Below are 22,472 nucleotides of genomic sequence, written 5' to 3'. Positions count from 1 at the left end.
GCGAGCAGCATTATGAGTATTGATTGGAACGTCACTCCCGCCGCAATCTGGCGTCAATTTAAAGGAAGTCTCCGCGCGGTCCGTGAAATTGATCCCATTCGATTCAATGAACTACTTAATGTGGATCGCCAGAAAGCCGCGCTACAGAGGAACACGGAGCGCTTTCTGGCGGGAAAACCAGCTAATAACGCTCTGTTGTGGGGCTCCCGCGGCACAGGCAAATCTTCGCTGATCAAGGCGATGCTGAATGAATATTTTCCCCAGGGACTGCGTGTTATCGAGGTGGATAAAGACGATCTGATTTACCTGCCGGAAATTGTCGATGAAGTGCGCGACTTGCCCCAACGCTTTATCATTTTTTGCGATGACTTGTCGTTTGAAGCAGGAGAGAAGACCTATAAAGTCCTGAAAAGCGTACTGGAAGGCTCTATTGAATTGCCGCCGAAAAATGTGTTGATCTACGCCACCTCAAATCGCCGCCACCTGATGCCCGAGTACATGTCGGAAAACCTCGAAGCCAAGATGGTCAACAATGAAATTCACCAAGGGGATTCGGTAGAGGAAAAAGTTTCCCTGTCGGATCGTTTTGGCTTGTGGCTCTCTTTTTATCCATTCAACCAGGACAGTTATCTGGATATTATCGATCACTACTTTCATGACTATACCGGCGACCGCGAGGCGCTGCACAGACTGGCCATTCAGTTCGCCACCTCCCGAGGCGGCCGCAGTGGTCGCGTCGCGTATCAATTTTTCAAACAGCATAGCGAAAACTAATCGATGACGTGGCGCAAGCGACTGACGTGGGGCGGCCTGATCACCTTGCTGGCGCTCTGCATTCTGACAGGAGTGGCCTGGTGGTTTGCGCCGCAATGGCTGCCCCCTCTGGCGCAGGAGCTGGCTGGCCGCGCGGGCGTGGATATCCGCAAGCTGGAAATTGGTCGTCCCGGATGGGGCGGCTGGCGCTTACGGGAGGTCGAACTTGGCCTGGACGGTGGCGCAATCATTTATGGGGAAGACGTTAAAATCGGCTGGCGCTGTTGCCAAAAAATTGAAGAATCACTGACTGCGAAAGCGCAGCGAATCGTCTATACGCCAGCGACGAAGGCGGCTGGGGAGCAAAGCGCGCCGGTGGCGGTGAGCGCCTTGTTATACAGCGTGGCGCAGCGTATTCCCTTTATTACGGTTGAAGTGGAGCAGTTGCAAGCGCCTGCTGGCGAGCAGACGCTGACCGCGAGCCTGTCTTTGGAGCGCACACCGGAAGGGCTGGATTTACAGATTCAAACCCAGTATCAGGATGCCCCCATGTCCTTGACGTTAAACTGGATGGCGCCCACGTCTCTCTCTCTCAGTCTGGCGAGTGATCAACGCATGACGTTGACCGCTAAAGGAGAATTGGGCGATGACGGCGCCTGGCGTTTTACAGGAGAGCATTCAGCGGACTGGTCGGCGTTGCTGGCGGCGATTCGTATGCCGCAAGAGCCGATAACCTCGTTACAGACGTCCGGAGGCTTTGAATTGACGTTTCCGGATGTCGTAGGTAGTACTCCCTGGTCGTTCAACATCAAGCCGACGTTCCAAACACAACTGGTCCAGCAGAATATTCGGGTATCCGGTGAGACGGAAATTGAACTCACTGGGGCGATGGCTCCAGAGGTTGCTGTTATCCAGCCATCGACGGTTCTGGTGGATGTTCCGCAATGGCCGGAGTCTGCACAATCCTTGCCTTTGTCATGGCGGGTAAGGACGCTGGAGGCGGTGCGATGTGAACAACTGTCGGCGGAGCCAAGTTGCCCTGACGCACTGAAGCTGGAGCTGCATTCCAAACCTGCGTCAGCCACTGAGCCTCAACTCAATGCGAAGGCCACGCTGCAATACGCCGCCGCTACAAAGACGGTGTCCATGGCTCTGCAAACCGACGCGACGCTGAACGACCCACAGTATCCGCAGAAGGTCGAGGTGGCGCTGGAGGGGCATGTGAAGTTAGGGGCGGACATGCAGGTAAGTCTCAATAAGGGCGCGCGTATCGCATGGAGCGGCTGGTCGTTTCAGGAGGCGTCGATGGAGCTCAAAGATGGAAGCATAGAGTTTGGGAAAACCGCTTTGACGATCAATACAGGGGGCCAAGAAACTCAGCCCGGCCGGGGTAAACCGGCGTTTTCCTGGAACCTGGCTACGGACGCCAAGGCTAAAATCAACCTGTCCCACCAGGGGCGAAATGCGGAAGTGGCCTTTACGGGCCGGATCAAAGCGGACGATAAGCGCATCGCTGTAGATAAAGCGCAGTTGAAAACGTTAGGGCTGAGCAGCCCGCTGGAAATCATTTATCGTCCGGCGGAGAGAAAAGGCTGGCTGTCTTATGATGTCGAAGGCAAGCCGACCAACTTCAACTTCGTTAAATCGTTCATCGCTTCATTTCCTGAGGCGCTGACGCTCAGCCTCGGAACAGTCTCCGTCCGCGGAGCGGTGAATTGGACAATGAAAGACGCCCTGGCGATTGACGGTCGCGCTAATGTCGCGCTGTCCAATTGGGGAGCGACCTATGAGGAAATCAAAGCTAAAGGCTTAAGCTTGACGACAGACCTTCAGTTTACCGGCCAAGACGCAACTTTTAACCAGCCGCTGCGACTTGCGATCAACTCAGTGGAAGCCTCTGATATGATGCAGGCCACGGAGGCGGCGATCGATGTTTCCGGGCGGGTGGATTTCGCCAAAGGACTCAATTGCGATCTGCAGCTGGAGCGCGCATCCGTTGGTCTGTTTGATGGCAAGGCAAGGCTGGTGCAACCGGCGAAAGTGCAATGCCCGTTGACCCATTCTGATTTGTGGGTGGAAGTCTCCAATCTGGATCTGGGTAAGCTGGTTGCACTGGAAAGCGATAAAATTAAAGCCAGCGGCCGCATTGCCGGACTGTTGCCTATCTCCATAAAAGATGGCGGCGTCACCGCCAACAACGGCCGCATCGCCGCACAGTCGTCAGGCTCGATAAATCTGGTGGATGTGGACTATTGGCGCGCGCTCAGCGCCGCCAACCCCAGTCTGCAGTTTGCTGTCGATGCGCTGGAGAACTTTAACTACAATTCTCTGGTCAGTCGTGTGGATTACCAACAGAATGGGGTTCTGTTGTTCGACATTCAACTCGCGGGCAAGAGTGCGAACAAACGGTACTCCGGCGCACCTATTGCGCTGAACGTTAATCTGCAAACCAATATTATTGATAATCTGCGGAGCATATTGGTCCCTGGCTCTATTCAGAAAAAGTTGGAAAAAGGGACTTATTAACCGTAGCGACAGTTCAGTTTATGTTCAGCTACGGTTGCTATAGTTAACTGAAGTAAATAAGGCTTAGTTATTTGATGAATACTAAAAACTCAATATTGTGTGCGTTATGCTTGCCGCTTATCGTCGCATGCGCTCCAAGGGTTGAAGTGGCGGTGCCTGACAAGCCCATCACGATAAACCTCAATGTAAAAATTGAGCATGAGATCAGGGTGAAAGTAGAGAAGGATCTTGAGAAGCTCTTTTCCGAAGAAGATGATTTGTTCTAAGCAGCGCCCCTACGTTGCGATAAAAGTAACCAAACGACCGCATACCTGTGTGTAGAGGCGCGAGAGAGGATTTCTGTATGAAAAAGATCATTCTGGCTTTATTTTGTAGTTTGTTTGTCAGTATGCCCGCATGGGCGTTGGATTTAGACGAAGCCAAAGCAAAGGGCTTGGTCGGCGAACAGGCTGACGGCTATTTGGGCGCAGTCAAATCTGGCGCGGAGGTCAACGCGCTGGTGTTGGAAACCAACGACAAACGTAGCAAGAAGTACGCAAAAATTGCTGCGGAGCGCGGCATCTCTGTAGACGAAGTCGGTAAATTAGCCGGCAAGTTGCTGATAGAGAAAGCCGGTCCTAAAGATTACGTTAAAGGTTCTGGCGGCTGGGTAATGAAAGAAAAGCTTTAATCCGCCCGCAAGGGAAATAGCGGCGATATGCATCCCTCTATTTCCCTGTGACTTGTTGGAGCTGGTTAAAGGCTTTATCCGTCACGCTATAAGCGGCTCCAAACCCTTTCACAAAACGACCGCTGGTGATCTCCATCCTCAATAAGCTAAAGTCCGGCAATTGACGCAGCATGGCGATCGTGGGGCCGAATTTGTCGGCGAATCTGTCGAGCATGGTTTCATAATCCTGGCCATCGCGACCGACCTCCGTTACGGAGCACTGCAGTATCAACCTTAATCTGGCGAATAGATTCCGACTAACCTGCTCCTCTTCTATAAACAGCAGACTCGCGGTCGGAGTCGTTTTCAGACAGGCCGTGTGGGGCGCCAGCGCGCTGACGTAGATGTAAAAATCTCCATTATGACGGACGAATGGCGCATAGCTCGCCAGTGGTTCATTGCTTTCATTGACGCAGGCGAACTGCACTGTCTTAAAGCGCTCGATCAGCGTCTCTATTTCCGTCCGTAGCGATTCCGTCTCTGTTGACAAGTTAGTCTTCCTCTTACCGTTATGACGACGAATCAGGCGATTCGCCTGAGAGCAAACTGTCTCTTTTCGTCAATCAAAATGACACTTTTCGTTATTGGTGGGGTATGGCGTAATTGCGAAACTGAATTGACATTCACACCATTGGAAACCTCCGCACAGAATAACAACAGGAGACGGTCATGATACCGAGAGCACTTTTCGATAGCGACCTGGAACAGTTCAGAGATTCCTTCCGCAAGTTTTTGGAAAAAGAAGCGTCCCCTTTTCATTTGCAATGGGAAAAAGACGGGCAGGTGGATCGACAGTTATGGAATAAAGCGGGGGAGATGGGGTATTTATGCCCCACCATGCCGGAAGAATACGGTGGCTCTGGGGTGGACTTTCGCTTCAGTGCGGTTATCTCCGAAGAGATTTCCCATCTGGGGTTATCCGGTATTGGCTTCGGACTGCACTCGGATATTGTGGCTCCCTATATCCTTCACTATGGAACCGAATCACAAAAGAAAAACTACCTCTCCAAAATGGCGACCGGGGAGATGGTGTCCGCCATCGCAATGACGGAACCCGGCGCAGGCTCTGATCTCCAGGGTGTGAAAACCACAGCGGTTAAAAACGGAGACCATTACGTCCTGAACGGCTCTAAAACCTTTATCACTAATGGGCAACATGCCGATGTGGTAATTGTCGTCGCCAAGACGGACCCCAAAGCAGGCGCTAAAGGCACCAGTCTGTTTTTGGTGGAAAGTAGCTGGAAAGGCTTCAGCAAGGGCAAGAATCTGGAAAAAGTGGGCATGAAAGCTCAGGACACTTCTGAGCTGTTCTTCCAGGATGTCATGGTGCCGATGGAAAACCTGCTAGGCGCCGAAAACAGTGGATTTATCGCCCTGATGCAGGAACTGCCGCAAGAAAGATTATTGGTTGGCATCACTGCAATTTCCGCCTGCGAAGCCGCCCTCGACCTGACCATCAAATACTGCAAAGAACGCAACGCCTTCGGCAAACCGCTCATGGCGTTTCAAAACACCCGCTTCAAACTCGCCGAGCTAAAAGCGGAAGTCACTGCAGGTCGGGTCTTCCTCGACCGCTGCCTGGAACTCCACCTCGACAAAAAACTCGACGTTCCCACCGCCGCCATGCTCAAACAATGGTCCACCGACCTGCAATGCAAAGTCATGGACGAATGCGTCCAACTCCACGGCGGCTACGGATACATGTGGGAATACCCCATCGCCCGCGCCTGGGCCGACTCGCGAGTCCAAAAAATCTACGCCGGCACGAATGAGATTATGAAGGAGATAGTGGCTCGGTCTTTGTGAGTGGTCGTGCCGTTTGGATCTGTTGTGAAATACTCTCAGGATTCAGCTTGGTTTAAGGGCGCAAAGACCATGTATTGCCTTTATGTAAGCTAACAACTGGGCAGTCCGTCACAATTCGGATAGATAGTTCGTCCTGTAATGGGTACGACATCACCCAAATGGTGCGTATTAATAAGTAAGCCTCGGACAGTCTAGTCCTCCTCTGGAGCCTGATAATTTCGTCTGCAGTCAGGCTCCTGATTTTCCTTTCTTCTCCGTCTTCCCTTACCACGCGCGAGGCTCAGCTGGTTGCGGCTTTAACGTTTAAGATCGATGCGTCTCCAAACTCATGCCGGTTAGGCTGGTTGTGTACTATCCACTAGAGATAACGGACTAGTCCTAGGGCTAGACGGCCTGACCGATACAAAGAAATTAACAACGTTAATAGAATGCCCGGCCATGTGGGTCTAAGGTTATATGCATAGCATTTTCCGCTCTATCGAAAATGCTAAAGGACTTTGGGCCACCGCTCAGAGATATAAACTACAAAAAGGGCTGACTTATGTTTCATAAGAACAGAAAAGTTGGGGTATTTATTGGGACCGCCTTGCTCGCCAGCGCAGCGCAGGCTTCCCTACCGCCAGTGCAGGGCGCGCCTAACAGCCGTCCTATAGAAGTTCACGAGCACGCCATTCCGTCTCAGCATGAGGCTGAGCTTCCACCGCCAGTGATGACGCCCACCAGAATCCGCCAGGATTTCATGATGATGGCCGCGAAAGAGATTGCGGCGGATTGTGATCCTCAGGATTTGGCTTCTCTTTCCGGGTCAGCTTTGACCCAGGCCATCCAGAAATCCGATATGGGATGTATCAACGACCTGTTTCAGGCGCGCGGTAATGTGGCGCGCAATCTGTTCCAGGAAAGCAAAATGGTCACTGTCGCGCAGGCGATCGCGTCTGAGTCCAGCCGTTACCAGGGTGATAACACCACAGGTATGGAGCAGTTGATTCTTTATATGCGCGCCGGTTACTTCGTGCAGTGGTATCACTCGGATGAAGTGGGCGATTACAGCAATAACCTGAAGCAGCAAGCCGCCACGGCGATCACCGCGTTCATGAATAGTGCGTTGAACTACCTGCATAAGCGGGAAAACGCATCGGTCATGGGTGAGGCCTTGACGTTGGTGGACAGCTCTTTGAACCAGGGCGTTTTTGTCTACGACACCATTTACTGGTTACAGCTGCTGCAGGACAAAGCCGCGACTGAAGATGCTTACGCCCGCGCATTGAACAGTATCTTCACTATCTATTTCCGTGGCCATGGCTACGATGATTTCAAACAAAAAGTCGCCAACGACTCTCGCGTCGCCAAAGCGCTGTATGACTTCATCATGAAGAATGACGCATGGCTGAACGACGACCGGAGCTATCTGGTGCTTAACGCCACCAGAGAGCTGGGACGCTTCCTGCAGTACGACGGCACGCGCAAAGCGGTCGGTGGTTGGATTGGCGGCTTAATGGATAAATATCCGTTGGCGTCCGATACCGTGAACATGTGGGCGCTGCTGGCGGGCGCCGTGGAATTGAATGACCCGGAAAACTGCAGCGAGTATGACGCGTGTAATGTGAAGCAGCGGGTCAAAGAGGTAGTGCTTACCATTCGTCACGATTGTAGCCCGACAATTACCGTGAATGCTCAGGCGATGTCGACCAAGGAACTGGCGTCAGCCTGTGAAACCTTGGGAATGCGTGAAAATATCTTCCACGATATGTTGAATACCGGTAAACAGCCTGTTGCTGACGACTTCAACGACAAGCTGGAGCTGGTGGTGTTTAAAAACAGCGGCGCGTACGGCGATTTCGGCTGGCTGCTGTTTGGCATAGACACCAACAATGGCGGTATGTATCTGGAAGGCACGCCTTCCGATCCTAATAACCAGGCGCGATTCATCGCTTATCAGGCGGATTACGCCCCAGGCGAACATCAGGTCTGGAACCTTGAACACGAGTATGTTCACTACTTGGATGGTCGCTTCGACTTGTACGGCGACTTCAACACCGGCATGCAGGTTCCCACCGTGTGGTGGACTGAAGGTCTGGCGGAATACGTATCCAAGCTGAAGGACAATCCTGGAGCGGAAGACGTAGCCCGTCGCGAGAAAGTCGCGCTGTCTAAAATTCTGCGCAATACCTATGACGATGGCGTTGATCGCATCTATCGCTGGGGATACTGGTCCGCGCGCTACATGCTGGAGCAGCGCCCATCGGATACCACGCAGATTCTGTCCTGGTTCAGAGCTGGCGATTACGAAAGCTTCGAAGCCTGGTTGAACTCGACCGGTCAGCGTTACGATGAACACTTCGCCAACTGGCTGGCGGCGGTGCTGGAAGGCAACGACGATGGCGGAGATGACGGTGACGATGATGGCGACGACGGTGGTGATGACGGCGACGACGATGGCGGTGATGATGGTGGCGACGACGGTTCCGACGATCCGCGCGCGCTGGAGCCCGGCAAGCCCAAGTCGCTGACAGCGGGCGCAGGTAGCCAGGCTTACTACTTCATGTTCGCGCCACACGGCACGGATCTGCTGCATCTGCTGACTCGCGGCGATAATGGCGATGTGTCCGTTTACGTGAAACACGACGGTTGGCCGACGACGACGGATTACGACCAGAAGTCCACTTCCGGTAATGCTGACAACAGCATCCAGGTTTCCTCACCTGAAGGCGGTACTTATTACCATGTGCTGCTGACGTCCACCGCCGGCTACAGCGATCTGTGCGTGACCGTGGGCTTGAATGACGCGCCAACCGACTGTGGCGACACGGGCGGCGGCGATGATGGCGGCGACTCATCTGAGGGGCCTGAACTGCTAAGCGGCAAGCCGCGCAGTAACCTGGAGTCCACTCATGGCGAGTACTATTGGTTCTTTGTACCAGCAGGAACCCGCGCTTTTGAGCTGAATACCTGGGGCGGTCGCGGCGATGTTGATCTGTATGTGCGTAACGCAGGCTGGCCAGACGCCAGCACATACGATGACTTGTCCGCCAGACGCAGCAACAACGAAAGAATCGTAGTGAGAAATCCAAATGTCGGAACCTACTACCATGTGTGGTTGAAAACCGACGGCGGATACAGCGGCGTTAACCTGCAGCTGACTCTACGGTAGTTGAAGCCTCCAGCGCAGTCACTCTGGCTGCGCTGGCAAGCTTGAACACCCTTCCTTATTGTCCGGGCGTATATGCGCCCGGTTTTTTTGCCCCCGCATGAGTGAGCCAAGGCTCATTGTCACGTTCCTCTCAACTCGATTTAGACCCACAGCAAAGTTTTACAGTTCTTTACAGCACATAAAACGACTGTTTCAAACGAATGTTTTAAACTCTGCCTTGTTGTTTAAACGGCAATCAGGGGAATCCATTCGGGAGGCGTTATGAAGAACATCCTGCAAGGTGCGGCTCTGGGATTAATATTAGCCGGTTTTTTTGCGGCCAATGTGCAGGCGCAGGAAAATCTCACGGTAAAAGTCGAGTCTGCCAAGTCGTTCTCAGGCGCTTATCAAGTGGGCGAGGACCGTGTTGAATTCGCCAGCTCTCTGGGGCGGGATGCGTTGGTCGAAGTCAGCGTCAAGGTAAACGGCGCGACGCGCGAAGCCGCGGTCTATCTGGAGAAGGGCGATATACAGAGCGCCAGCGAGCGAGGCTTTAGCAGTGAAGAAGAAACGTTGATGTTTGACGCCGCCAATGCGCTGGCTGAGTACCTTTCCGCCAGCCGCGAAGACATAGAAAGTCCAGCGCTGATGTTGGTCGGCGTAATGGATTATTGGTCTAGCCGCACCAACTGAATTGGTCTGATCAAGATACCCCGGCGTCAGGATTAACCAGAGGCGCCTGCGCTTCCGGTTTGGGCGTCTCTCGTGACTCGGTGACTTCCTGTTGCAAGGTTTTGACTTGATTCGTCAGCGACTCCACCTCTTTGTTTTTACCCGCCAGATCTTTGCTTAACGTCGTATTCTCTTGAGCTAAAGTCGCGTTCTCCTGGCTTAACGCGGCGTTAGACGCCTCCAGGGTTTTTACTTGAGCCGTCAGCGACTCGACTTGAGTCGTCAACGCCGCCTGAGCGGTGTCGCTCTCTTGCTGCTGAGTATTTTGCGCAGCCAGCGCGCTTCTAACTTCCTCTAATTGAGCGGCGAGGTTTTGCTCGCGCTCATGCGCGGCGGCGATATCGCTGTTGCTGCGCTCCAGCGCGTCTGTCGCCTGCTGTAGAGAAGCCGCCGTATCGGCGAGTTCACTGGCCAGAGTTTCTATACGGGCGGTTTGTTGCTGGATCAACTCTTGTTGCTGGGACAGCGTGTCTTCCAGCTCGTTTTGTTTGCCCGCCAACTCCGCGTTTTCAGAGGCTCTGTCCTGAAGCTGCCGGTGCAGGCCGGCGGCTTCATTTTTGGCGTCGGACACGGCCTGAGTGAGTTCGCGCACCTTGGTTTCACTGGCGTTCAGATTGCTTTGCAGTGTGGATTTCTCTTGCTGTAATTGCGCTTTTTCTTTACGTAGCCCTTGCAGCTCCGCGCCAGCGCTACTCGCTTCCGCCTGACTGGTGCTGAGACTTTGATTAAGCTGCTCGTTACGTCGCGCCGATTCCGTTAAGGCGCTCGTCAGACGTTGGGCTTGCGATAGTAAGTTGTCCAGTTCGCCGCGCACGCTTTGTTGACGCTCCTGCAGTTGGTATACGAGATAGCCGACGGCGATGAAGATGACAATGGCCGGAACGGTCAGCAAGGCCTGCAAACGTCCGCCTTTCCTGGCGGCTTGCGCCGCAGCCTGCTGCGCCGCCAGTTGCGTCTCCACCTCTTTCATGCGCTGATCAATGTCGCGCTGGCGTTCTTCCATGCTGCGTTCGCGTTCTTTCAGCGCCTGTTCTTTGTCGCGCAAGTCGCTGGCTTTGTCATCGTTGCTTTTGGCGCGCTGTTTGGACTGTTCTTCCTGGCGGGTCAGAGCCTGCTCCTTGCGAGTCAGGTTCTGCTCGCGCATATCGAGAGAGCGCTGCTTGCGCTCCAGGGCCCGCTCATCACTATTTTGCATTGCTCCAGGCTCCGGCTTATTTATCAAACTGTTATAAACAGTGTAGCCAATGCCCGGGAACTTGCCCTTGCGCTTAAGGCGTCAACGAGGACCAGGCGCTGTCGCAAAAGATATCGACATAGTGCGTCGGCGGTTTTTTCACGCGACCGGCCAGCCAGTGACGTGCGTAATCCTGCGCCGGACCAATCAGCAGCGAGTGGTAAAGATCGAAGGGCAGGGCGCGGATCTCACCGTTTTCGAGGTAAGGCGTAAACCAGTCTTTCAGATAAGTGAAATGTCGCTTGTTGTCCTGCTTGAGTTTTTGTTGTTGCTCTTCACTGAGGGCTTCGCCCCTGGAGCTGAAAATATAGCGCGCCCACTCTGGATTCTGCGTTATCCATTCAATGTAAACGCGCACGACGGACTTCACGCCTGCTTCGGCGGTTTTGCACTCCGCGAGCGCGTCTTTCAACTGGGCGAAATGATCTTCCATGCCCAGCATATAGAGGGCGGCGGCGATGGCTTCTTTACTGCCGAAATGGTGATAAACGCTGCCTACGCTGGCGCCGGATTCCGCGCGAATCATGTCGATGGTGGTCGCAGCGATGCCGTGTTGGGTGAAACACTTTAATGCGGCGTTGAGAATGTCGTCACGACGACTTTTGGAACGGGTGCTTGAATTCTTCATATTGGAACAATATTCTAGAATAAAATTCTAGTCTGTCAGGAGGCTATTATGACGATCGCAGCGACTGCTCCACAGGAACAGGCGAACTCCATGCTTCGCTTGTATCACTCTTTTGCGCGTCTTCCACTGGGCGCCTGGCTGTTCAGCCGCGCGCTTTGTATTAAGGCTCCCTATTTTAGCAGCATTCGGCCATGCATACGGCAGCTAAAACCAGGGCTGTCCGAATGGGAAATCAAAAACCGTCGTCGGGTGCGCAACCACCTGGGTTCGGTGCACGCACTGGCCATGGGAAATCTGGCGGAACTGTGCGCGGGAACTTTGATGGAAGCCTCGTTGCCGGCGCATCTTCGTTGGATACCGAAAGGCATGCAGATCGAATACCTGAAAAAAGCGACCACAGAACTGGTGGCGACAGCAGAGATTGCTGACCCGGCGGCGCTGACGTCAGGAAACTATGAAGTCGAAGTCATAGTGAAAAACGCGAGCGGCGAAGCGGTGTCGCGCGCATTGATCACCATGTGGTTGAGCGAGAAAAAGCAACGGCGTTAGCAACCTGAAACAGGAGGCCAAACATGGACATTATGCAGGTCGGAAACCGAATACTGAATGAGCAGGCTTTCAGTCGTCTATTGGGAACCAGATTGATGAAACTGGAGCCGGGCGCGGCGCATCTGGAGCTGGATATTAAACCGGAATTCTTGCAGCAACATGGATATGTGCACGGCGGCGTCGTCAGCTATCTGGCGGATAACGCGCTGACATTCGCCGGCGGCAGTCTGTTCGGCGATGCGTTAACGGTGGAGTTTAAAATCAATTATCAGCGGCCGGCGCAGGGAGAGCGGCTTGTCGCCAGAGCGAAGGCGGAAACCACTGGCAAAAAAGTAGTGTGTTGCACCTGTGAAATATTCTGTCTGAAGGACGGTGAAGAAGTTCTTTGCGCATCGGCTCAAGGAACCGTTCTCGGAAAAGTCTGATTAACTGGCGCGCCCTGACGAGGTGTCTATGGCGCGTTAGTCCGCCTAACTTGTGAATAAATCACGTAAATTCGCCTTGCCAAGCGAATAATCACTTGCCTCAAATCTTTTTTTGTCCATACTTGCCAGTCAATTGAACTATCGCCTGATATAAGGTGCGGAAAAATCTTTTTTCACGAAAAAAAGATAGAGAAAACGCATTCTTACTTGGGTGTTTTCTAGACAAATTGTACTTTCCGATTACATTTAAAGAGGAAGTGTTTCCTCTCTCCTTTGCTTAATTAATTTGGGGTGACAAGATGGCGACCAGCAAAAAAGGCAAAATCGGCCTTGATCGACTCTTTGACAAGGCTATTGAGGAATTGCGCAGCGCGCAAGACAAACTCAACACTCATGTGGGCCAATGGGTGACTAAGGCTGAAGCTGACCTGAAAGTGGACCAGTCTTTGAAAAAAGTATTCGCCCGCATTGAAGATCTGCAAAAGAAACAGATCGACAACATGCATAAGTGGCAGAAAGATTTCGAAGCGAGATTCGCAGCTGTGTTGGATTTCCAAAAGCAAATGCTGGAAGCCATCATGCCTGCTGGCAAAGCGCCTGCTGCAGCCAGCAATACCGTTAAGCCGGCCGCCGCTAAGCCGGCAGCGGGCAAAACCGCCAAGGCGCCCGCCGCGAAGAAACCCGTAGCGGCCAAGAAGCCGGCAGCGAAGAAACCCGCTGCGACTACGGCCAAGAAGGCGCCTGCTGCGGCCAGCAAAGCCGCCTCCACGGCGACTGCGTCCGCCGCTAAAACAGCCGCTGCGAAACCAGCAGCTAAAAAGCCTGCCGCCAAGTCTTCGGCCGCGGCTAAAACTTCCACTGCCGCGAAGAAGCCCGCTGCGAAGAAACCAGCGGCTAAACCAGCCAAGCCAGCGGTAGCCGCAAAGAGCGCGGCGGACAAAACGGCTGACGCGAAGCCTGCAGCGGCGGACAACAAAGCGGCGTCTACCACGGCGGCTAAGCCAGCGGCGAAAAAGCCCGCAGCGAAAACTACAGCCAAGAAGCCGGCGGCGAAAAAAGCGACGCCTGCTAAAACTGCTGCGAAACCCGCCGCGAAGAAGACAGAATCCAAGCCGAAGGCGCCTCGTAAGACCGCCGCCAAGAAACCGGCTGCGCCTGCTGTGAAAGAAGCAGCGCCGGAAGCGGCTAAAGCGACTGCGGAATCCAATCCGGCTCCAGCGGCTGCGACTTCCACTCCCAGCTCAGAAGCTTAAGCTTCGGCGAGAGGAAGACGACTTCCACGACGATCATGGGGCGCATTCAGCGCTCCCTGGTTGTTGGTCTGATTAAACCCGCTCGGTCCCTCAACTGGAGCGTGACGCCAACTCTCTGACAAATAATCTGGATGGCGGACTTTGATCCCGCTTAGCATTCTTTATCAAGACGAATGGCTCGTCGCCATCGACAAACCTTCCGGCCTTTTAGTGCATCGTAGTGAAATCGATCGCCACGAAACCCTGTTTGCAATTCAACTTCTGCGCGACCAGATTGGACGCAGGGTATATCCGTTGCATCGACTGGATAAACCGACGTCCGGCGTTCTCATGTTTGCGCTGGATTCCGATACGGCGAAGAAATGCGGAGAGTCCTGGGAAACCGGCGTTGATAAAGCCTATCTGGCGATAGTGCGTGGCGTCCCCGCTGAAGAGGGCGTGATAGACAAGCCATTAAAGGAGCCCTGGGATCGCCTGGGCGATCGTAACGTCAGCAAGGACAAACCGGAACAACCGGCGGTAACGCATTATCAACGTTTGGCGGAGTGCGAGTTGCCCTATGCGGTGGACCGTTATCCTACCTCGCGTTACGCCTTGCTCAAGGTGCGCCCGCAAACCGGAAGACGGCATCAGATTCGCCGCCACTTCAAGTCGCTGTCGCATCCCTTGATAGGCGACACCAGTTACGGAAAGGGCGTGCATAATCGCTTTTTCGCCGAGCAATTCGGCGTGCAGCGACTACTATTGCATGCGGCGGAAATGCGTTTGCCCCATCCCTGCAGCGGCGAGACTTTGACCGTCTGCGCGCCGGTGACGGGAGAAATGCGGCGACTGCTGGAAACGCTGGATTGGTTAAATTCGATACCTTTGGCGTGGCGAAAAATTTAATCAAAACCTGTATTATTGGCGCGCTCCCTGGGTGATCCGCCCGCCTGCGTTATCTTTCTGATATTCCCGTCTGCCTGTGAGTAACAGTGCGTATGGTCTATTGGGGGCCTGATTCCAATAATTGTCCATTTTTTCATCGCCAGGCGTTGGCGGCTGGAGCGATCAAGACTTCCCAATTTAAAGAGGAAATTGTTGTTATGTGGTTGAATTACGCGGTGATAGGCTTGGCGATTCTCGCTCTCCTCGGCGTGGTCCTGGAAGAGGTGATTCACGTAAACAAAGCCAAAATCACCCTCTTCCTTGGCGCACTGGCCTGGATTCTACTCTTTGCATTCAATAGCGGCGATCCCGAACATCAAGAGGCGGTTATTCAAGGGCTGGAAAGCAATATCGCCGAAATAGCCGGACTCTGGCTTTTCCTGTTGGCGGCGATGACTTTTGTCGCCTATCTCAATAAGAAGGGGATGATAGAAAACCTCATCTATCTGTTTCTCCCCAAACGGGTGTCGGAGCGCAAGCTTTTATTCTTAACCGGTCTCTTCTGCTTTGTATTCTCTTCTCTCGCCGATAACATCACCGCGACTCTGGTTTCGGTCACGCTGATTCTGTCCCTGCGGATGGACCTCGCCAAAACCCTGCGCTTCGCCGCGCTGGTGGTTTTTTCCGTCAACTCCGGCGGCGTTGCGCTGATTACCGGCGACGTCACCACCTTGATGATTTTCCTGCAGGATAAAGTGGATATTCTGGATCTGCTGCTGCTCAGTATTCCCTCATTCGTCGCCGTCATGTTTATGGCGACGGTGTTGAGTTTTGGTTTGTCCGGGGACGTGATTGTGCAGCAGCACCGCACCGACGTTCGCGGCGTTGATATCGCCATCGCCGGCGTGTTTCTGGCGACGATTCTGGGCACCATCGTTCTCAACGTGATTTATCAGATTCCTCCCGTCCTGACCTTCCTGTTCGGTCTGGCGACCATGTTCCTGGTGGCGCGTTTCTTCAACGACGACATCGAGAACGACCCGATCCTGGAATACATCCGCGTTATCGAGTTTGAAACTCTGTTGTTCTTCCTGGGCATTCTGTTGTTGGTTGGCGTACTTAAAGAAGTGCATGTCCTGGAGTCGCTGTTGGCCATGTACTCACAAGTGTCGCCGCTGGTGGCGAACTATCTGATGGGACTGCTGTCCGCCTGTATTGACAACGTGCCTCTGACTGCGGCGCTGCTCAAGTCCGGCATCACCATGAGCAAAGCGGAATGGATGGGACTGACCTATGCGGTCGGCGTCGGCGGTTCTTTGCTGGTGATCGGCTCCGCGGCGGGCATCGTGGCGATGTCCAAAGTACGCGGCCTGACTTTCGGCAGTTACGCCAAGTATGTGCCTGCGCTGCTGGGCGCATACTCTGTGGGATACGCAGGCGTCTATCTGATGGCGAAGTACGCTATGTAGTTTGTCGCCGGAGAGCGCTCCTTTGCTCTCCGGCGTTTCTCTCTTCACCTTAATCTGCCGACTTGTTCACATCACTGCTTCGTTCGCCCCTTCCAAAGGTGGATTCTCCCCATTAGCGCAGTTGTTAAGCTCGCTTGAGCCTATAAGAACAACAGTTAAGTGGGGGCCCTATGCTGCCTGTCCTTTCCGATACGCTCTACGTGGAGTCTGATTACTGTCCCGGTGCGTCAGAATCGCCGTTGTCGGCGTCGGAGCGGCGACGTTTGCTACTGCAGTATGGAACTCAGTCCAGCGCGTACTTCAGCTTTCAACCCGGCGTTCAGTATTTCGGTTCCGCTCAGCGTGGCTTTGTCAGTTATTGTCCGTTGGGTTGGCTGCAAGGTGGGGCGGATGTCGTTTTTAACAACCCGGTGTGTGCGGATGAGAACCTGGCGCCACTGCTCGACCACTTTCTTGCGACGCGCAGTCGCCCTGTCATATTTGTCGGTATTGAGGACAAAGTGGCGCAATTCCTGGCGCATCTGGGGTATCGAACCAATGAAATGGGCACGGAGTTCAGTTTCCCGCTGGAGGGCTTTTCCGTTCGCGGCAAACACAAGAAACAACTGCGCCATGCCGCCAACCTGGGGGAGCGCTTTGGCTTGAGAGTAGAGGAACGGCGCGCTTCGCAAATGGATATTGATGAGGTGGAGGCGATTTCGCGACGCTGGCTGAAGCAGAAGGCGGTGCGGCGCGGCGAACTGCGTTTGCTGACGCGTCCTCCGCAGCATCGGGATGAATGGTTGTCGCGTCGCTTTTATTGTTTTCAGGGAGAGCGCTTGCTGGGGTATATCTACTTTGATCCCTATTTTTCGCAGGGCGGCGTCGCCGGATACTGCGCCAATATTCTTCGTAGCGCGCCTGGAACCGGACCAGCGGGACTGTTGGATTATACGTTGCTGCAGGCGATAGAGCAGTTCCGCCGAGAAGGCGTGGCGCGTCTGTCTCTGGGCATTGCGCCTTTACACGGCCTGCAGGCTGCGCCGGGCGAGAATCCGATGCTGCGTCGGATTGGCGAATGGCTGTATCGCCATGGTTCAGGACTCTATGCCTTCGCGCCTCTGGCGTACCACAAAACCCGCTACCGGGGAGAGGAAAGCAAGTGGTATCTGGCTTACAAAAACCTTTCGGCGCCGCGCTTGCTCTGGAGCCTGATGGCGGGCGCCGGGGTGCTGGGACCATAAAGGGACTGCGACGCACGGCATGGGACTCAAATGGCGAGATCAGCCCAATATTCGTCGAAGTTGACGATAGGCTCTGGAGGCGGCGACGCGGATGATATTGAAGTGAGGTATAGTCTTCCTGCAAGGTATGGGGAGGACGATATCCAAGGATCACTCAGGAGAGGAGCTTTATGTCATTCATCAAAGTCGAAAAACGCGGGCATATTTTACTTATTGGCCTGAATCGCCCGGAGAAAATGAACGCCCTGACGGTGGCCATGTTCCATGATATCGCCGGCGCCTACGGCCTGTTGCAACGCGATTCTGAACTGCGAGTTGGTTTGCTGTGGGCGGAAGGCGAGCACTTCACATCGGGGCTGGAGTTGAATGACTGGGCGGAGACCTTTGCGACCGGTCGGCCGCCGGAGTTGGGCGAGGGCGAAATAGATCCCTTTTTCATCAGCGGCGAGCCGCAGCATAAACCCGTGGTGATGGCCACGCAAGGGTATTGCTACACCTGCGGCGTGGAAATGATGCTGAACACGGACGTGCGTATTGCGGCGGACAACACTCGCTTCAGCCAGTTGGAAGTGAAGCGCGGACTATTCGCCTGCGGCGGCGCGACGATGCGTTTGCAACAGGAAATCGGCTGGGCCAACGCGCAGCGCTATTTGCTGACGGGAGACGCCTGGTCCGCACAGGACACGTACCGCTGGGGCCTGGTGCAGGAGCTTGTCGAACCGGGAATGCAGTTCGATAAAGCGCTGGAAATCGCCGAGCGCATCGCCAAGGCGGCGCCATTGGGCGTGCAGGGCAGTCTGGCGTCATCCAGACTGGCGCGCCTGCAGGGAGAAGAGGTCGCGAAAACACAGTTGTTCAGTGAGATCAAAGGACTGATGGACAGCGAAGATATGCAGGAGGGCATCGCGTCTTTTCTGGAGCGACGCGACGCCGTTTTTAAAGGGAAATAGAGCGCTTAAAGAAAGACCAGCACAATCCCGGGCCAGGCCACCAGCAACGCCAGGCGCAGCATGTCGGCGATGATAAAAGGCGTGACGCCTTTGTAGCATTCCACCAGATTGATGTGTTCCGCCTGGGACTTGAGAACGAAGATGTTCATGCCCACCGGCGGCGTGATCAAGCCGATCTCAATCGCCACCACCGCCAGCACGCCGAACCAGATGGCGGTGTGTTCCGGCGGCATATTGAAGTTCAGCGACATCACCACCGGAAAGAATATCGGAATGGTCAGCAGCAGCATCGACATACTGTCAAGGAAGCATCCCAGCGCCAAGTAGATCAGCAGCAGAATGACAATCACTGCGGTTGCGCTCAAATTCATGGCGGTGATCGTCTCGGCGAAGGCGTTGGGGATATTGGAAAGAACGATGACGGAATTGAACAGGTCCGCCCCCAGTATGATGAAAAAAACCAGGCCGGTGGTGATGGCGGTCTCTTTGAATATTTTCATCATCGCCTGCTTGTTGATCTGACGTTTTATTTGCGCCAGCAAATAGGTGGCGAAAGCGCCGATTGCGGCCCCTTCGGTGACCGTGAACACGCCGCCGTAAATGCCTCCCAACAACCCGAGGAATATCGCCAGGACCGGCGTTACGCGCAGCAACGCCGACAATCTCTCTACTCCGGAGGCCTTATGGGTTTGCGGCCCCACGGAAGGGAACAATCGCACGTACGCCTGCACCGCCAGCAAATAGCCGATAGTGGCGATAACACCGGGAACGGCGGCGGCGATAAAGAGCTTGGATATGTTCTGCTCCGTCAACAGCGCGTAGATCACCAGAGCGATAGAGGGAGGGATGAGTATGCCCAGTGTGCCGCCGGCGGCGAGCGTACCGGCGCTGAGCTGGTTGGAGTAACCATGGCGTTTCATTTCGGGCAGAGCCACTTTCGACATGGTCAGGGTGGTGGCGAGTGAGGAGCCGCTGATGGCGCCGAAAAAGGCGCAGCTGGTGATGGAGGCCATCGCCAGTCCGCCGCGCACGGAGCCGAACCAGGAATTGCAGGCGCTGAACAGGGTTTTGTTAAGGTTGGCGACGGTTGCGAACTGCGCCATCAGCAGAAACATGGGGATGACGGCGAGATCGTAGGAGGAAAACCGGTAGAACGGACCGGAGTTAAAATGATACATCAACGCATCCCAGCCCAGGATGGCGGTGTAGCCCGCCGCTCCCGTCAACAGCATGGCCGCGGCCACAGGAATGCGCAGAAAAATCAGCACGAGCAGCGAGGCGAAGGCGATTACGCCGATGTACAGATCATCCATAAGGGCCTTGTCCTTGGCTATTTATCGGTGACTAATTTCTGCAATAAGTTGCTCATAGCGATCAACGCCGACAGAAAGCAGGGCGGCGCGCAGGCGAGCAGCACCCAGCCTAGTGGTATGGCGAGGATCATGGTTTGTTCGTTGTAGGAAAAGTACTCCTCGGCGCCATGAATGAGACGCCAGCCAATAAACGCGAAGATCAGGCAAAGCGCCAATTCGGCGATCGCGCAGGCGGCTTTTTCCAGGGCCAGTGGCAGTCGTTTGACGAGGAGGTCCACCGCCAGATGTTTATAGCCGTATTGGCAGGCGGGGAAGGTATAGAAAATCGCGGTGGCGACGCCGATTTCGACGATTTCGAAGTCGCCGGTCACCGCCGTTCCAAACAGCCAGCGCCCGAATACGGACGTCGTCACTACCATGACGATAGCGACCAGCGCTGCGCCGCTGAGATAGGCGCTGCATTGCGCCGCGACAGCAAGCCAGGCGTCTGCGGTGCGAACGCTTTGGCGCAGGGCCGGGTAAGTCGACAAGGCAATCATAACTGTCGCGACTTCTCGTACTGTGTGACCAGATCTTCAGCCTGCCGCAACAAATATTCGCCATTTTTGTTCTGCGAATTCACTTTGGCGACCCAGTCTTCCCGCACCGGCTTCACCCGATTCTCCCATTCCTTCAACTGATCAGCATTGATGGAGTAAAAGTGATTGCCGTTTTTCTTCGCCAGCGCAATGCCGACTTTTTCGAAGTCGTCCATGGCTTTGCCGATCTGCTTGCTCAGCGCAATGCCGGAATTCTGGTCGATGATGGCTTTCAGATCGTCTGGCAGGGAGTCGTACTTCTTCTTGTTCATCGCCAGGATAAAGGTGGCGGTGTACAGACCGCGGGCGCCGCTGAGCAGGGTATGGCTCTCCGCAAGTTCGTCCAGCTTCAGGGAAGGCACGACTTCAAACGGCAACAGGGCTGCGTTGATGACGCCCTTGGAAATAGCCTGGGGCACTTCTGGAGCGGGCATGAACAAGGGATTGGCGCCGAGCAGGCGAAGAGCTTCGCCGGAGGCTCTGGTGGGCGCGCGAATCTTCAAAGACTCCAGGTCGGCGATTTGCTCAATGGGCTTGCCGAGAATATGGAAGGAACCGGCGGCGTGCGTATGCAGGGATAGCACATGCACATCCTGATATTCCTCCGGCGCGTACTTCTCAATGAAAGTATGAAAGGCCTGGCTGGTCGCTTCCGCAGAAGACGCAACGAAGGGAAGCTCGAACACCGAGGTCATTTGAAAACGGCTGGGCGTATAGCCAGGCAGTGTCCAGATGATGTCGACGATGCCGTTTCTGGCCTGATCGAACAGTTGCTGCGGTTTGCCTCCCAACTGCATGGAGGGATAGATGCTGACCTTGATGCGTCCGTTGGATTCCTTTTCAATTTTCTCCGCCCAGGGCTCCATCCAGCCCTCTTGATCCAGAGAGGTCGCCGGCAGGAAATGATGCATCCGCAGGGTGACTTCCGCAGCGTGAGAAAAACCAGTGAAAAGCAGTGTAGTGAAAAGTAATGTCGTTAAAAAAAGCGCAGTGGCGGCGAAAGAGTTCGCCAACAGGGTTAAAAGTTTTGAGGTAAGTTTGGGTTGTTTGTGCGCCCCGGCCGCAAGCAGGGCGTCGCCAAGTCGCATGACGGCGTGTGATCGCATGGCTTCCTTCTCCAACTCAGTTCTTAGAATGAGCGCGCTATCGACCCCTTTAGCGCTGCAGGCTCTACATTAAAGTAATGTCGTGAGCCCCGTCAATCTGAGGACCTGTTTTGAATTGGGAAGGGTGAACGGGTCGCGCTAACGCGGCGAAAAGGCTTGCAACAGCGTGCGCCAGCCCCGATCCGAAGTGAGAATCGGGGCCTGCGAAGTTTAAAAACCGACGGGCTTGCCTTGCTCCAAAGACGCGTAGGCGGCGTTCGCCAGTTTCAAGGCGTTGACGCCGTCCTGCACGCTGACGGGCATGGGTGACTGAGTCACCAGCGCCTGCACGAAAGCGGCCATTTCCGCCTGATAGGCGGCGGCGTAACGTTGCAGGAAGAAGTCTTCCAGCCTGTCGCTGTTTTCTCCTTCCGCGCCGAAGCGGTGCAATTGGGTAGGCTTGATATTGTGCGCCTGCAACATGCCTCTGGCGCCGAAGGCCTCCACGCGCTGGTCGTAACCATAGGCGGCGCGGCGGCTGTTGAGAATCACGCACTGGGCGCCGCTCACGGTGGTCAGGGTAATGGTGGCGGTATCGATATCGCCGGCCTGACCGATCGCCGGATCAACCTGGCAACTGCCGATGGCGTGCACGTCCCGCAGCGGCTCGTTTAGCAGCCATAACGCCATGTCAAAATCATGGATAGTCATGTCCCGGAACAGACCGCCGGACACTTTGATGTACTCCACCGGCGGCGGCGAAGGGTCGCGGCTGGTGATCACCAGTTGCTCCAGCTTGCCCAGGTCGCTGAGGCCGCGCTGCAAGGCGGCGAAAGACGGGTCGAAGCGACGGTTAAACGCCACGAAGTAGGGCAGGCCGCTTTGCTGTACGTGCTCCGCAACGCCGCTGGCGCTGTTGATGTCCAGATCAATGGGCTTTTCGCAAAACACCGCTTTGCCTGCGTTGAGAGCAGCGTGACTGAGTTCCGCGTGGGTGTTGGTGGAGGTGGCGATGATCACAGCATCCACATCGTCCGCGTTGATGGCGGCGTTGACATCCACCACCTTCGCGCCGACTTTCTCCGCCAGATCCCGCGCCGCCTCTTCCCGGGGATCGGCGATATAACGAAGGTCCACATTCAGGTTCGCCTTGGCGTTCAACGCGTGGATGACGCCAATGCGGCCCGCGCCGAGAAGACTGATTCGAATCATAAAATTGCGCCTCTACTTTCTACTCTGGTA

21 protein-coding genes are annotated in these 22,472 nt (G+C 54.7%); 14 read left to right on the top strand and 7 right to left on the bottom strand.

Annotation, left to right across the window (positions count from 1 at the left end; all coding sequences use genetic code 11):
* Positions 1-12 precede the first annotated feature (12 nt).
* From HCH_RS25985 to HCH_RS25970, 4 genes are all read left to right on the top strand, one after another.
* Positions 13-774, top strand: coding sequence for an ATP-binding protein (locus HCH_RS25985; RefSeq protein WP_011399505.1), 762 nt, complete (start codon positions 13-15; stop codon positions 772-774).
* Between the two features lie 3 nt (positions 775-777).
* Positions 778-3,279, top strand: a complete 2,502-nt coding sequence (locus HCH_RS25980) for an intermembrane phospholipid transport protein YdbH family protein (protein WP_011399504.1) — start codon at positions 778-780, stop codon at positions 3,277-3,279.
* Between the two features lie 74 nt (positions 3,280-3,353).
* The gene (locus tag HCH_RS25975) at positions 3,354-3,545 is read left to right on the top strand and encodes a YnbE family lipoprotein (RefSeq protein ID WP_041598940.1); all 192 of its coding nucleotides are present in this window, start codon (positions 3,354-3,356) and stop codon (positions 3,543-3,545) included.
* Positions 3,546-3,622: 77 nt separating this feature from the next.
* Positions 3,623-3,949 carry a YdbL family protein gene (locus tag HCH_RS25970; protein ID WP_011399501.1) on the top strand — a complete coding sequence of 109 codons (327 nt, stop codon included), beginning with the start codon at positions 3,623-3,625 and terminating at the stop codon, positions 3,947-3,949.
* Positions 3,950-3,986: 37 nt separating this feature from the next.
* Here HCH_RS25970 and HCH_RS25965 read toward each other — a convergent pair whose 3' ends face one another.
* Entirely contained in the window at positions 3,987-4,478 is a 492-nt protein-coding gene (locus HCH_RS25965; RefSeq protein WP_011399500.1) for a HugZ family protein, read from the bottom strand.
* Between the two features lie 179 nt (positions 4,479-4,657).
* On the opposite strand from HCH_RS25965, the gene HCH_RS25960 reads away from it, so the two are divergent.
* The 3 genes from HCH_RS25960 to HCH_RS25950 all read left to right on the top strand — a co-directional run bounded on the left by HCH_RS25960 (position 4,658) and on the right by HCH_RS25950 (position 9,617).
* On the top strand, positions 4,658-5,794 hold the full coding sequence (locus HCH_RS25960; RefSeq protein WP_011399499.1) for an acyl-CoA dehydrogenase family protein: 1,137 nt from the start codon (positions 4,658-4,660) through the stop codon (positions 5,792-5,794).
* 541 nt (positions 5,795-6,335) lie between these two features.
* On the top strand, positions 6,336-8,945 hold the full coding sequence (locus tag HCH_RS25955) for a M9 family metallopeptidase (RefSeq protein ID WP_011399498.1): 2,610 nt from the start codon (positions 6,336-6,338) through the stop codon (positions 8,943-8,945).
* Between the two features lie 261 nt (positions 8,946-9,206).
* Entirely contained in the window at positions 9,207-9,617 is a 411-nt protein-coding gene (locus HCH_RS25950; protein WP_011399497.1) for a hypothetical protein, read from the top strand.
* 10 nt (positions 9,618-9,627) lie between these two features.
* Here the strand turns inward: HCH_RS25950 and HCH_RS25945 are convergent, their stop codons facing one another.
* Positions 9,628-10,851 carry a hypothetical protein gene (locus HCH_RS25945; RefSeq protein WP_011399496.1) on the bottom strand — a complete coding sequence of 408 codons (1,224 nt, stop codon included), beginning with the start codon at positions 10,849-10,851 and terminating at the stop codon, positions 9,628-9,630.
* Between the two features lie 73 nt (positions 10,852-10,924).
* Positions 10,925-11,518 carry a TetR/AcrR family transcriptional regulator gene (locus tag HCH_RS25940; protein ID WP_011399495.1) on the bottom strand — a complete coding sequence of 198 codons (594 nt, stop codon included), beginning with the start codon at positions 11,516-11,518 and terminating at the stop codon, positions 10,925-10,927.
* A gap of 48 nt (positions 11,519-11,566) precedes the next feature.
* On the opposite strand from HCH_RS25940, the gene HCH_RS25935 reads away from it, so the two are divergent.
* The 7 genes from HCH_RS25935 to HCH_RS25905 all read left to right on the top strand — a co-directional run bounded on the left by HCH_RS25935 (position 11,567) and on the right by HCH_RS25905 (position 18,254).
* Positions 11,567-12,067, top strand: coding sequence for a hotdog fold domain-containing protein (locus tag HCH_RS25935; protein WP_011399494.1), 501 nt, complete (start codon positions 11,567-11,569; stop codon positions 12,065-12,067).
* 23 nt (positions 12,068-12,090) lie between these two features.
* A complete protein-coding gene (locus tag HCH_RS25930; protein ID WP_011399493.1) occupies positions 12,091-12,492 on the top strand; it encodes a PaaI family thioesterase in 402 nt (133 codons plus the stop codon).
* Positions 12,493-12,791: 299 nt separating this feature from the next.
* Positions 12,792-13,745 carry a hypothetical protein gene (locus tag HCH_RS34330; RefSeq protein ID WP_011399492.1) on the top strand — a complete coding sequence of 318 codons (954 nt, stop codon included), beginning with the start codon at positions 12,792-12,794 and terminating at the stop codon, positions 13,743-13,745.
* A gap of 141 nt (positions 13,746-13,886) precedes the next feature.
* Complete coding sequence (locus HCH_RS25920) at positions 13,887-14,633, top strand: tRNA pseudouridine(65) synthase TruC (protein WP_011399490.1); 747 nt, start codon at positions 13,887-13,889, stop codon at positions 14,631-14,633.
* 197 nt (positions 14,634-14,830) lie between these two features.
* Entirely contained in the window at positions 14,831-16,081 is a 1,251-nt protein-coding gene (nhaD, locus tag HCH_RS25915; protein ID WP_041599966.1) for a sodium:proton antiporter NhaD, read from the top strand.
* A gap of 170 nt (positions 16,082-16,251) precedes the next feature.
* A complete protein-coding gene (locus HCH_RS25910; protein WP_011399488.1) occupies positions 16,252-17,304 on the top strand; it encodes a DUF2156 domain-containing protein in 1,053 nt (350 codons plus the stop codon).
* 170 nt (positions 17,305-17,474) lie between these two features.
* The gene (locus HCH_RS25905) at positions 17,475-18,254 is read left to right on the top strand and encodes a crotonase/enoyl-CoA hydratase family protein (RefSeq protein WP_011399487.1); all 780 of its coding nucleotides are present in this window, start codon (positions 17,475-17,477) and stop codon (positions 18,252-18,254) included.
* Positions 18,255-18,259: 5 nt separating this feature from the next.
* Here HCH_RS25905 and HCH_RS25900 read toward each other — a convergent pair whose 3' ends face one another.
* The 4 genes from HCH_RS25900 to iolG all read right to left on the bottom strand — a co-directional run bounded on the left by HCH_RS25900 (position 18,260) and on the right by iolG (position 22,442).
* Positions 18,260-19,567 (bottom strand): TRAP transporter large permease, encoded by a 1,308-nt coding sequence (locus HCH_RS25900; RefSeq protein ID WP_011399486.1) that lies wholly within the window; start codon positions 19,565-19,567, stop codon positions 18,260-18,262.
* A 17-nt stretch (positions 19,568-19,584) separates the two neighbouring features.
* On the bottom strand, positions 19,585-20,106 hold the full coding sequence (locus HCH_RS32750; protein ID WP_011399485.1) for a TRAP transporter small permease: 522 nt from the start codon (positions 20,104-20,106) through the stop codon (positions 19,585-19,587).
* Entirely contained in the window at positions 20,103-21,251 is a 1,149-nt protein-coding gene (locus HCH_RS25890; RefSeq protein WP_011399484.1) for a TRAP transporter substrate-binding protein, read from the bottom strand. The genes HCH_RS32750 and HCH_RS25890 overlap by 4 nt, the downstream gene beginning before the upstream one ends.
* 210 nt (positions 21,252-21,461) lie before the next feature.
* Positions 21,462-22,442, bottom strand: a complete 981-nt coding sequence (gene iolG, locus HCH_RS25885; protein WP_011399483.1) for an inositol 2-dehydrogenase — start codon at positions 22,440-22,442, stop codon at positions 21,462-21,464.
* Positions 22,443-22,472: the final 30 nt, after the last annotated feature.

Source organism: Hahella chejuensis KCTC 2396, assembly GCF_000012985.1.
Lineage (GTDB): Bacteria > Pseudomonadota > Gammaproteobacteria > Pseudomonadales > Oleiphilaceae > Hahella > Hahella chejuensis.
The sequence above is the reverse complement of the archived record's forward strand: the minus strand, read 5'-3'. Positions and strand labels throughout refer to the sequence as shown.